We start from the raw sequence: 12,491 nt of genomic DNA on the forward strand, positions 1-12,491 counted from the left end.
ATTTGCAACCGTTATCCTGACTGATCGGAGGAGTGATAGTGAACATGTCTCATGTTACTCCTGTGTGACTTTTCCACCCTGCGAGATTATGCCAGTATGGAATGCAGCCTTTTGGCCTTGTTGAGCGTTGTCGGGAGCAAGTGTGAGCAGCAAAGTAGAGCAACTGCGTGCGCAGTTAAATGAACGAATTCTGGTACTGGACGGCGGCATGGGCACCATGATCCAGGGCTATCGTCTGAGCGAAGACGATTTCCGCGGTGAGCGCTTTGCCGACTGGCCATGTGACCTGAAGGGTAATAACGACCTGCTGGTGCTCAGCAAGCCGTCGGTTATTAAAGATATCCACAACGCCTACTTTGAAGCGGGTGCGGATATCATTGAAACCAACACCTTTAACTCGACAACCATCGCCATGGCGGATTACCAGATGGAATCCCTGTCGGCGGAAATCAACTTTGAAGCCGCGAAGCTGGCGCGCGCCTGCGCCGACGAGTGGACGGCCCGCACGCCGGACAAGCCGCGCTACGTTGCCGGGGTGCTTGGCCCTACCAACCGCACCGCGTCGATTTCACCGGACGTGAACGACCCGGCGTTTCGTAATATCACCTTTGACCAGCTGGTTGCCGCCTACCGCGAATCGACCAAAGCGCTGGTGGAAGGGGGTTCCGATCTGATCCTGATTGAAACCGTATTCGATACCCTCAACGCCAAAGCCGCGATTTACGCGGTGAAAGAGGAGTTCGAGGCGCTGGGCGTTGACCTGCCGATCATGATTTCCGGCACCATTACTGACGCCTCCGGCCGTACCTTATCCGGCCAGACAACCGAAGCCTTTTATAACTCTCTGCGCCACGCTGAAGCGCTCTCCTTCGGCCTGAACTGCGCGCTGGGGCCAGATGAACTCCGCCAGTACGTACAGGAACTGTCGCGTATTGCGGAATGTTACGTCACCGCGCACCCAAACGCCGGTCTGCCGAACGCGTTTGGTGAATACGATCTCGATGCCAACACCATGGCGGCGCAAATCCGCGAGTGGGCCGAGTCTGGCTTCCTGAACATCGTCGGTGGCTGCTGCGGCACGACGCCTGAGCATATCGCGGCCATGAGCAATGCGGTGGCCGGGCTGCCGCCGCGAAAATTACCTGAGCTGCCTGTTGCCTGTCGTCTCTCCGGCCTTGAGCCGTTGACCATCGGCGACGACAGCCTGTTTGTGAACGTGGGTGAGCGTACTAACGTCACCGGTTCAGCAAAGTTCAAGCGTCTGATTAAAGAAGAGAAGTATAGCGAAGCGCTGGACGTCGCCCGCCAGCAGGTTGAGAGCGGTGCTCAAATTATTGATATCAACATGGATGAGGGGATGCTCGACGCCGAAGCGGCGATGGTGCGTTTCCTCAACCTGATTGCCGGTGAACCGGACATCGCCCGCGTGCCGATCATGATTGACTCCTCTAAGTGGGAAGTCATCGAGAAAGGGCTGAAATGCATTCAGGGTAAAGGCATCGTTAACTCCATCTCGATGAAAGAAGGCGTTGATATCTTTATCCATCACGCGAAGCTGGTACGCCGTTACGGCGCGGCCGTTGTGGTTATGGCCTTTGATGAAGTGGGTCAGGCAGACACCCGCGAGCGCAAAATCGAGATTTGCCGCCGTGCGTACAAAATTTTGACCGAAGAGGTAGGCTTCCCCCCGGAAGACATCATCTTTGACCCGAACATTTTCGCTGTGGCGACCGGGATTGAAGAGCACAACAACTACGCCCAGGACTTTATCGGCGCGTGTGAAGACATTAAGCGCGAGCTGCCGCATGCGCTGATCTCCGGCGGTGTATCGAACGTATCGTTCTCGTTCCGCGGTAACGATCCGGTGCGTGAAGCTATTCACGCCGTGTTCCTCTACTACGCCATCCGTAACGGGATGGATATGGGGATCGTTAACGCCGGACAACTGGCGATTTACGACGACCTGCCTGCAGAACTGCGCGACGCGGTAGAAGACGTGATCCTGAACCGTCGTGACGATGCCACCGAGCGGATGCTGGATCTTGCGGAGAAATACCGTGGCAGTAAATCGGATGAAGCAGCCAACGTTCAGCAGGCCGAGTGGCGTTCCTGGGATGTGAAAAAGCGTCTGGAATATTCGCTGGTGAAAGGTATTACCGAGTTTATCGAACTGGATACCGAAGAAGCGCGTCTTCAGTCCGCACGTCCGATTGAAGTGATCGAAGGGCCACTGATGGACGGCATGAACGTGGTTGGCGATCTGTTCGGTGAGGGCAAAATGTTCCTGCCGCAGGTAGTGAAATCCGCCCGCGTGATGAAGCAGGCGGTGGCCTACCTTGAACCGTTTATCGAAGCCAGCAAAGAGAAAGGCTCCAGCAACGGGAAAATGGTGATCGCCACCGTGAAGGGCGATGTTCACGACATCGGCAAGAATATCGTCGGCGTGGTGCTGCAGTGTAATAACTACGAGATTATCGATCTTGGCGTGATGGTACCCGCGGACAAAATCCTCAAAACCGCACGTGAAGTGAATGCCGACCTGATTGGCCTCTCCGGGCTGATCACCCCGTCGCTTGATGAGATGGTCAACGTGGCGAAAGAGATGGAGCGTCAGGGCTTTACCATTCCGCTGCTGATTGGCGGGGCGACCACCTCAAAAGCGCACACGGCGGTGAAAATCGAGCAGAACTACAGTGGTCCAACGGTCTACGTGCAAAATGCCTCGCGAACGGTAGGCGTGGTGTCCGCGCTGCTCTCTGACACCCAGCGCGACGAGTTTGTTACGCGCACCCGCAAAGAGTACGAAACCGTCCGTATTCAGCACGGTCGCAAGAAACCGCGCACACCGCCTGTTACGTTGCAGGCGGCACGCGATAACGATCTGGCGTTTGACTGGTCGAGCTATACGCCGCCGGTCGCGCATCGTCTGGGCGTGCAGGATGTGACTGCCAGCATCGAGACGCTGCGCAACTACATCGACTGGACGCCGTTCTTTATGACCTGGTCGCTGGCGGGCAAATATCCGCGCATCCTTGAAGATGAAGTAGTCGGTGAAGAAGCACAGCGCCTGTTTAAAGATGCGAACGAGATGCTCGACAAACTGAGTGTGGAGAAAACCCTCAACCCGCGTGGCGTGGTGGGGCTGTTTCCGGCGAACCGCGTGGGCGACGATGTTGAAATCTATCGCGATGAAACCCGCACTCACGTGCTGGCGGTGAGTCACCATCTGCGTCAGCAAACCGAGAAAGTGGGTTTCGCGAACTACTGCCTGGCCGATTTCGTTGCGCCGAAGCTTTCTGGTAAAGCCGATTACATCGGCGCATTTGCCGTAACCGGTGGTCTGGAAGAAGATGCCCTGGCGGATGCGTTCGAAGCTCAGCACGATGATTACAACAAAATCATGGTCAAAGCGATTGCCGACCGCCTGGCGGAAGCCTTCGCAGAGTACCTGCACGAGCGCGTACGTAAGGTACTCTGGGGCTACGCGGCCAATGAGAACCTCAGCAACGAGGAGCTGATCCGCGAAAACTATCAGGGTATTCGTCCGGCACCTGGCTACCCGGCCTGCCCCGAACACACCGAAAAGGGAACCATCTGGAAGCTGCTGGATGTTGAAGCGCATACAGGGATGAAACTCACCGAGTCGTTCGCCATGTGGCCAGGGGCGTCCGTTTCCGGCTGGTATTTCAGCCATCCTGACAGCAAGTACTTCGCCGTGGCGCAGCTGCAACGCGATCAAATCGAAGATTACGCCCTGCGCAAAGGTATGAGTGTCTCTGAAGTGGAGCGTTGGCTAGCGCCGAATTTAGGCTACGACGCGGACTGACGTCACTTTTCCTTACAACAAACAGGGCGCTCATTGGGCGCCCTGTCTCTTTATTACGTTTAAACCCTTATACTGAACCAAGGGAAAACGAATAACGATAAGGAGGAACATCTTCCGTGCTGATTCTGTTACATCTGCTCTCCGCAGTCGCACTTCTGGTATGGGGCACCCATATTGTCCGTACCGGCGTGATGCGCGTATTTGGTGCCCGTTTACGTACCGTTCTCAGCAGCAGCGTTGAGAAGAAACCGCTCGCCTTCTGCGCGGGTATTGGCGTAACGGCACTGGTTCAGAGCAGCAACGCCACGACGCTGCTTGTCACCTCGTTTGTGGCGCAGGATCTGGTGGCGCTGGCCCCGGCGCTGGTAATTGTACTGGGTGCTGATGTGGGTACCGCGTTGATGGCGCGTATCCTGACCTTTGATCTCTCCTGGCTGTCGCCGTTGCTGATTTTCATTGGCGTCATCTTCTTCCTTGGCCGCAAACAAACGCGGGCCGGACAGCTCGGACGCGTAGGGATTGGCCTGGGGCTTATCCTGCTGGCGCTGGAACTGATTGTGCAGGCGGTTACTCCCATTACCGAGGCTAATGGTGTTCAGGTCATCTTCGCTTCGCTGACCGGCGACATCATGCTGGACGCGCTGATCGGTGCAGTGTTTGCCATCGTCAGTTACTCGAGCCTGGCCGCAGTATTGCTGACGGCAACACTCACCGCTGCAGGGGTGATCTCCTTCCCGGTCGCGTTATGTCTGGTGATCGGGGCTAACCTCGGCTCTGGCCTGCTGGCGATGCTCAACAACAGCGCCGCCAATGCTGCCGCCCGTCGAGTGGCGCTCGGCAGCCTGCTGTTTAAGCTGGTGGGGAGCCTGATTATCCTGCCCTTTATCCATCCGCTGGCGAACCTGATGGATAGCCTCCCGCTGCCAAAAGCGGAGCTGGTGATCTATTTTCACGTTTTCTATAACCTGGTGCGCTGCCTGGCGATGGTACCTTTTGCTGAGCCGATGGCCCGTTTCTGTGAACGACTTATTCAGGATGAACCGGAGCTGGATGCGCGTCTGAAACCTAAGCATCTGGATACGTCTGCGCTGGACACCCCTGCACTGGCGCTGGCGAATGCTGCCCGTGAGACGCTGCGCATAGGCGATGCGATGGAAACCATGCTCGAAGGGCTGCAAAAGGTGATGCACGGCGAGCCGCGTGAAGAGAAAGAGTTGCGCAGACTGGCGGACGACATCAACGTGCTCTATACCGCCATCAAGCTCTATCTTGCGCGTATTCCGCAGGATGAACTGGCGGAGGAAGAGTCCCGCCGCTGGGCGGAAATTATCGAGATGTCGCTTAACCTGGAGCAGGCCTCGGATATCGTTGAGCGCATGGGTAGCGAGATTGCCGACAAATCCCTTGCCGCGCGTCGCGCATTTTCAGGTGAAGGCCTGAAGGAGCTGGAGGCGCTGCACGAACAGCTGGTCAGCAACCTCAAGCTGGCGATGTCGGTGTTCTTCTCCAGCGACGTGCCGAGTGCGCGCCGCCTGCGCCGCAACAAGCATCGTTTCCGTATTCTGAACCGCCGCTACTCGCACGCCCACGTTGAGCGTCTGCATCAGCAGAACGTGCAGAGTATCGAAACGAGTTCGCTGCACCTGGGGCTGCTGGGGGATATGAAACGTCTCAACTCGTTGTTCTGCGCGGTGGCGTACAGCGTGATGGAACAGCCGGATGAAGACGACGAGCGGGATGAATATTAATCTCTGAAAGCGCCTCGCAAAACCGTTTTGCGAGGCGTGACACCTTATAAAGCGCCATTTACTCTTCAGACCTTACATTTTTAAGGGAATAGAAAATGCTCGTTTATTACGCTACTCTTCGCCAATTCATGCGCATTCCGATGGGGGTTATCATGCGCACTACTCAAGGCATTAAAAAATCAGTTAATGTGTCGTTAGCACCAGAAATTCTTGAAGAGGCGCGACGGCTTAAACTTAATCTATCTGCTGTACTCACGGCTGCGCTGCAGGAGCAGTTTCGAGCGCATCAGCGCGCCGAGTGGTTAGCAGAAAATAAAGCTTCTATCGAGGCCATTAACCAGTGGGTTGATGAAAACAGCTCTTTTAGTGACTTTCAGAGGTCGTTCTGATGGAGCAGTCCTGGTCGCCCCCGCAGTTGAGCTTAGCCACCTGGGAGACATTCAACCGCCTGCGAAAGTGTGCCCTGTCGTTGAGATAGCGGGTAAGCCCTGCGTGGTCATGATGCACATGATGGCAGGCATATCGCCAAAAGAGTTAGGCGAGCGTGTCGCCGATCTTACGCAAAACCGGGCTTCATTGCGGGATGCACTCGATTTTTTGATCAACGGTTACTAACACTTTTTTGTCAGCCGCAAGGTAAGGTATATTTCGCCCTTCACAGGAGAAACTATGCTGCCAACTCAATCAACCCGATTAAACAAATACATTAGCGAGAGCGGGATCTGCTCACGTCGCGAGGCTGACCGTTACATTGAACAAGGTAATGTGTTTCTTAACGGCAAACGCGCCACCATCGGCGATCAGGTGGCCCCTGGCGATGTGGTTAAAGTGAATGGTCAGGTCATCGAACCGCGCGATGCTGAAGACCTGGTGTTTATCGCGTTGAACAAACCGGTTGGGATTGTCAGCACCACGGAAGACGGTGAGCGGGACAACATCGTTGATTTCGTGAACCACAGCAGCCGAATCTTCCCGATTGGCCGTCTGGATAAAGACTCTCAGGGGCTGATTTTCCTCACCAACCACGGCGATCTGGTCAACAAAATCCTGCGTGCCGGTAACGACCACGAGAAAGAGTACATTGTGACGGTGAATAAGCCGGTCACGGACGAATTTATTCGCGGCATGGGCGCCGGTGTGCCGATCCTCGGTACCGTCACGAAGAAGTGTAAGGTCAAGAAAGAAGCACCGTTCGCGTTCCGCATTACCCTGGTGCAGGGCCTGAACCGCCAAATCCGCCGCATGTGCGAGCACTTCGGTTATGAAGTGACGAAGCTGGAGCGCACGCGCATCATGAACGTCAGCCTGTCCGGTATCCCGCTGGGCGAGTGGCGCGACTTAACGGATGACGAGCTGATTGAACTGTTCAAGCTTATCGAGAACTCGTCGTCTGAAGCGAAGCCAAAAGCTAAAGCCAAACCGAAAACCCAGGCGATTAAGCGCCCGGTGGTGAAGGCGCCGCAGGCGGAAGAGAAAGGACGCGGCAAACCGGCCAACGGGAAACGCTTTACCCAGCCTGGCCGTAAAAAGAAAGGGCGCTAATCAGCGCCTTCCACGAGTCGATGTGTTGGCAGACCACGAGAAGGTCGCCTCCGCATCGGGTTTATAAGCCTGCTGCTTTTTCAGTTTGCGGGCTTTTTTCGCCTCAGCCTCACGCTGTGTCATCAATTTGTCGATGTACTCTTTTTTAACCTGGTTCGTTTCGGCGTTCGTCAGCGTGCGGCCATGTGCGATACGGGCGCGGTCGAGAAGCGTTTTCAGTTCGCGCTGCTCGGCTTCCGTCATGTCTTTCTGGGTCAGTCGTGGTGTAGCCATTGCTGAAGCCTCCTGATGGGGAGGCTTCAGTGTAAAGCAAGCCGCGTAAATTAACTCTGCTTCACCGCATCTTTTTTGGGTTGTTCATCAATCGGCTTACCGGACCAGTAGCCCGCCAGCAGCGAACCGGACAGGTTATGCCAGACGGAGAACAGTGCGCCAGGTAGGGCCGCCAGTGGTGAGAAGTAAATCTTACCGAGTGCTGCTGCCAGACCGGAGTTCTGCATTCCCACCTCGATTGCCAGCGTGCGGCAAGTGGACTCGTCAAAGCCAAACAGCTTCCCGCCCCAGTAACCACCGAGTAATCCAATGGTGTTATGCAGCACTACCGCGACGATCACCACAAAGCCTACAGAAGCAATGTGTGAGGCGGAACCCGCCACCACGGCGCTGATGATCGCCAGAATGCAGACCATCGAGAACGCCGGCAGATACGGTTCAACCGTTTTCACCACGCGCGGGAAAAGATGGTGAATGACCAGTCCCAGCGCAATCGGGATCACCACGATTTGCAGGATGCTAAGCAGCATGCCCATCACGTCCACCTGAATATGTGCGTCCACATATAAGCGCGTTAACAGCGGGGTAGCAATTACGCCAACCAGCGTGGAAACGGAAGAGATAGTGACGGAGAGTGCCACGTCGCCTTTCGCAAGGTAGATCATGACGTTGGACGCCGTGCCGCTGGCCACGCTGCCCACCAGCACCATCCCGGCGGAGAGATCGGGCGGCATCTTAAAGGCCATCGCCAGTAGCCACGCCGCGAGCGGCATCACCAGGTAGTGCAGGAATATACCTGCAGCGACGGGGGCCGGGCGCGACAGCACGCGTTTAAAATCGTCGATTTTCAGATGAACGCCCATACCGAGCATGATCAGCATCAGCAGGGTGGTGACCCACGGACCAATGCCGGTGAACGAGGTGGGCGTGTAATACGCGACTACAGAGAGCAGCAGCGCCCATAACGGGAACAGCCGTGTGATGGCGGATAACATAGGTATTTCCTTGCGATTGTGTTGTGTTTAGTTATGAAAAAGCCGGGTCTGTGCCCGGCTTATCGTTATTGTTTATCGTGCTAACGAATTTTATTCAAACAAATTCTGATGAAGTTTCTGCACCACCTGCTCCGCCTGATCGGCAGGGACCAGGAAGCAGAGGTTATAGCTGGACGCACCGTAGCAAATCATGCGGATGTTGAACGGGTCGAGCACGCCAAACACCTCTTTCCCTACGCCGCAGGCACGCGACAGCTTGTTTCCGATGATGGCAACCAGCGCCAGATTTTCTTCTACTTCCACGCGGCACAGTTCAGAAAGCTCAATCAGCAGTGACTGTGTCAGCAGGGTGTCACCAGTGGAGGTGGAACCGGTGGTGTCCAGCGTCAGCGCGATGCTCACTTCGGAGGTGGTGATCAAGTCTACAGAGATGTTATGGCGCGCCAGAATGCCAAACACTTCCGCCAGGAAGCCACGGGAGTGCAGCATATTGTGGCTGTGCAGCGTGACCAGCGTCTGGCGACGGCGCAGGGCCAACGCGCGGAACAGTGGTGGATTTTCCGTTTTCTTGCAGACCAGCGTCCCGCCCGCTTTCGGATCTTTACTGGAGCCGACGAAGACCGGAATATCGCTACGTACGGCTGGCAAAAGGGTTGCCGGATGCAGCACCTTCGCACCGAAGGTGGCCATTTCAGCCGCTTCTTCAAAGGCGATCACATCAATACGTTTAGCCGCAGAAACAACGCGCGGGTCGGTGGTGTAAATGCCCGGAACGTCAGTCCAGATATCCACGCGCGTTGCATGCAGGGCTTCGCCCAACAGTGCGGCGGTGTAGTCGCTGCCGCCACGGCCAAGCGTGGTGGTGCGGCCTTTCGCTTCACTGCCGATAAAGCCCTGGGTGATCACAATACCATCTGCCAGACGGGGAGCCAGCTGCTGGTTGGTCAGCTCCGCCAGCGCTTCAACGTCCGGCTCGGCGCGGCCAAAGCGATCGCTGGTACGCATCACTTTACGCACGTCAAACCACTGCGCCTGAATGTTACGCTCGCGCATGATTTCCACAAACAGCAGAGTCGACATCAGTTCGCCATGACTGACCAGCTCATCGGTCAGGGCGGTGGAGGTGGCCAGAGAAGCCGCTTCTGCCAGCGTGGTGATATTTTCCAGCAGGCGTTCCACTTCTTCGCGGATGACATTCGGGTTCTGCAGACGTTCAAGGATGTCGAACTGAATTTTGCGCAGTGCATCCAGCTTAACGAAACGCTCGGTCGCTTCCAGTCCTTCAGACAGAGAAACCAGCAGGTTCGTCACGCCAGCAGAGGCAGAAAGCACCACCAGGCGGGTATTCGGATCGGCTAGCACCACATCGGCGCTGCGGTTCATGGCATCGTAATCGGCCACACTGGTGCCGCCAAATTTGGCGACCACAAAACTCGTCATAACAACCTCGTGTCAGGGAATGAATAAAGCGACCTTGGCACAAGAATGAAACGAAAACAGGTGCAGGCGCAAAATACGGCCCTATAAATAAAATGCGGGGGAGGTCCTGTCAATGCCGGGATTATGCGGATTTTTCATGGGGGGGTACCCCTGAGAAACAGGACTTATAACAGGGCCATATTTTATGCTTCATTTTACCCGGTTTTGACCGACATTTCGCCGCCGCAGGAGCGCTCTCCAGCAGCTATACTTTTCGGGTCTTTTCACCTGCGTTTGATGCAGGCCAGGGCAATGGCATAAAAACCATCACAATTTTTATTTGCAGGCGCTACAATCGACCGCAGTCACAATTCTCAAATCAGAAGAGTATTGCTAATGAAAAACATCAACCCAACGCAGACCGCTGCCTGGCAGGCACTACAAAAACATTTTGATGAAATGAAAGACGTCACTATCGCGGAGCTGTTCGCGAAAGATGCCGATCGTTTCAACAAATTCTCCGCGACCTTTGATGACCTGATGCTGGTGGATTTCTCCAAAAACCGCATTACCGAAGAGACGCTGGCGAAACTGCAGGATCTGGCAAAAGAGACGCAGCTTGCTGACGCCATCAAATCAATGTTCTCCGGTGAGAAGATCAACCGCACCGAAGACCGTGCCGTGCTGCACGTGGCGCTGCGTAACCGTAGCAATACGCCAATCATCGTTGACGGCAAAGATGTGATGCCGGAAGTGAACGCGGTGCTGGAAAAGATGAAAGCCTTCTCCGAAGCGATCATCTCTGGTAGCTGGAAAGGCTACACCGGCAAAGCCATCACCGACGTGGTTAACATCGGTATCGGCGGTTCTGACCTCGGTCCATTCATGGTGACCGAAGCGCTGCGTCCATATAAAAACCACCTCAACATGCACTTTGTCTCTAACGTCGATGGTACCCACATCGCCGAAGTGCTGAAGAACGTGAACCCGGAAACCACTCTGTTCCTGGTCGCATCTAAAACCTTCACCACTCAGGAAACCATGACCAACGCCCACAGTGCGCGCGACTGGTTCCTGAAGACTGCAGGCGACAACAAGCACGTGGCGAAACACTTCGCGGCGCTGTCCACCAACGGCAAGGCAGTTGGCGAGTTCGGGATTGATACCGCGAACATGTTTGAGTTCTGGGACTGGGTTGGCGGCCGTTACTCTCTGTGGTCTGCAATCGGTCTGTCCATCATCCTGTCTGTCGGCTTCGACAACTTCGTTGAGCTGCTCTCCGGCGCGCACGCGATGGATAAACACTTCTCCAGCACCGCACCAGAGAAAAACCTGCCTGTGCTGCTGGCGCTGATTGGTATCTGGTACAACAACTTCTTCGGCGCTGAAACCGAAGCGATCCTGCCATACGATCAGTACATGCACCGTTTCGCGGCCTACTTCCAGCAGGGTAACATGGAATCTAACGGTAAATACGTTGACCGTAACGGAAACGCCGTGGATTACCAGACCGGTCCAATCATCTGGGGTGAGCCGGGCACGAACGGTCAGCACGCGTTCTACCAGCTGATTCACCAGGGCACCAAAATGGTACCGTGCGATTTCATCGCCCCGGCTATCACCCATAACCCACTGTCCGACCACCATCCGAAGTTGCTGTCTAACTTCTTCGCCCAGACTGAAGCGCTGGCATTTGGTAAATCCCGCGAGGTGGTAGAGCAGGAATACCGTGACCAGGGTAAAGATCCGGCAACCCTGGATCACGTTGTGCCGTTCAAAGTGTTCGAAGGCAACCGTCCAACCAACTCCATCCTGCTGCGCGAAATCACGCCGTTCAGCCTGGGGGCGCTGATTGCCCTGTACGAGCACAAAATCTTCACGCAGGGCGCGATCCTGAACATCTTCACCTTTGACCAGTGGGGCGTTGAGCTGGGCAAACAGCTGGCAAACCGTATCCTGCCAGAGCTGGGTGACGATAAATCGATTGCCAGCCATGACAGCTCGACAAATGGTTTGATCAACCGTTATAAAGCATGGCGTGCGTAATTAAAATGTCATGAAAAATGCCGGCGATATGCCGGCATTTTTTTATCGGATAATTCCTGATGTCTGTTAGTTAACTCAAATTCTGGATCTGAGTTTAATCCGAAAAAGACGCTTAACCCGTTAATTGCTGCGGTTTATTTTAAGAAAATACGCACTAAGCTGTTAATATGTATATATTATAAATTATTGATTTTCATTGATTATATATTTATTTTATTTTTATTCTATTTCCATTTTAACCATTATTCCGAAAACCCTACCCCTATTTCCCCTTACGGCAATCCCACGGCAGTAGTTGTGTATACTCGATTCCGCCTGAAATTCTTATCGGGCAAATCTCCATTCATTCATTGAAGGGAAATTGTTATGAAAAAAGTACTGTATGGCATTTTTGCCATATCTGCGCTTGCGGCGACATCTGTCTATGCAGCTCCGGTTCAGGTCGGGGAAGCGGCAGGGTCGGCTGCGACGTCTGCGTCTGCGGGAAGTTCTACCGCAGCCAGCGCCAGCACCGTAAGTTCAGCCGTGGGTGTCGCGCTGGCGGCAACCGGTGGCGGTGATGGCTCCAATACCGGAACCACGACCACCACAACGACCAGCACCCGATAATTCCGGGTGTTTTAATCATAACCACACTTCGGT

Annotated in this window: 9 protein-coding genes and 1 pseudogene; 7 read left to right on the forward strand and 3 right to left on the reverse strand. The window is 54.9% G+C overall.

Annotated elements, in window-relative coordinates; genetic code table 11:
- The first annotated feature begins 142 nt into the window (after window positions 1–142).
- From metH to rluF, 5 genes and pseudogenes are all read left to right on the forward strand, one after another.
- A complete protein-coding gene (gene metH / locus ACJ9Y9_RS01255; protein WP_028017985.1) occupies window positions 143–3,826 on the forward strand; it encodes a methionine synthase in 3,684 nt (1,227 codons plus the stop codon).
- Between the two features lie 116 nt (window positions 3,827–3,942).
- Window positions 3,943–5,574 carry a Na/Pi cotransporter family protein gene (locus ACJ9Y9_RS01260; RefSeq protein WP_028017984.1) on the forward strand — a complete coding sequence of 544 codons (1,632 nt, stop codon included), beginning with the start codon at window positions 3,943–3,945 and terminating at the stop codon, window positions 5,572–5,574.
- 95 nt (window positions 5,575–5,669) lie between these two features.
- Window positions 5,670–5,963, forward strand: coding sequence for a type II toxin-antitoxin system CcdA family antitoxin (locus tag ACJ9Y9_RS01265; RefSeq protein ID WP_028017983.1), 294 nt, complete (start codon window positions 5,670–5,672; stop codon window positions 5,961–5,963).
- A 7-nt stretch (window positions 5,964–5,970) separates the two neighbouring features.
- Window positions 5,971–6,189 (forward strand): annotated as a pseudogene (locus ACJ9Y9_RS01270) (CcdB family protein); the annotation flags it as partial.
- Between the two features lie 54 nt (window positions 6,190–6,243).
- A complete protein-coding gene (gene rluF, locus ACJ9Y9_RS01275) occupies window positions 6,244–7,116 on the forward strand; it encodes a 23S rRNA pseudouridine(2604) synthase RluF (protein ID WP_028017982.1) in 873 nt (290 codons plus the stop codon).
- On the opposite strand, the gene ACJ9Y9_RS01280 is transcribed toward rluF, so the two are convergent.
- From ACJ9Y9_RS01280 to lysC, 3 genes are all read right to left on the reverse strand, one after another.
- Entirely contained in the window at window positions 7,117–7,389 is a 273-nt protein-coding gene (locus tag ACJ9Y9_RS01280) for a DUF3811 domain-containing protein (protein WP_028017981.1), read from the reverse strand.
- Between the two features lie 50 nt (window positions 7,390–7,439).
- The gene (gene panS / locus ACJ9Y9_RS01285) at window positions 7,440–8,384 is read right to left on the reverse strand and encodes a ketopantoate/pantoate/pantothenate transporter PanS (protein ID WP_028017980.1); all 945 of its coding nucleotides are present in this window, start codon (window positions 8,382–8,384) and stop codon (window positions 7,440–7,442) included.
- 90 nt (window positions 8,385–8,474) lie between these two features.
- On the reverse strand, window positions 8,475–9,824 hold the full coding sequence (lysC, locus tag ACJ9Y9_RS01290; RefSeq protein ID WP_028017979.1) for a lysine-sensitive aspartokinase 3: 1,350 nt from the start codon (window positions 9,822–9,824) through the stop codon (window positions 8,475–8,477).
- A gap of 375 nt (window positions 9,825–10,199) precedes the next feature.
- Here lysC and pgi point away from each other — a divergent pair, with 375 nt between their 5' ends.
- A complete protein-coding gene (gene pgi, locus ACJ9Y9_RS01295; protein WP_028017978.1) occupies window positions 10,200–11,849 on the forward strand; it encodes a glucose-6-phosphate isomerase in 1,650 nt (549 codons plus the stop codon).
- Between the two features lie 366 nt (window positions 11,850–12,215).
- Window positions 12,216–12,458 carry an exopolysaccharide production protein YjbE gene (gene yjbE / locus ACJ9Y9_RS01300; protein ID WP_028017977.1) on the forward strand — a complete coding sequence of 81 codons (243 nt, stop codon included), beginning with the start codon at window positions 12,216–12,218 and terminating at the stop codon, window positions 12,456–12,458.
- Window positions 12,459–12,491 lie beyond the last annotated feature (33 nt).

This window comes from Enterobacter sp. CPE_E1241 (assembly GCF_045618265.1).
In the GTDB taxonomy this organism is placed as follows: Bacteria; Pseudomonadota; Gammaproteobacteria; order Enterobacterales; family Enterobacteriaceae; genus Enterobacter; species Enterobacter adelaidei.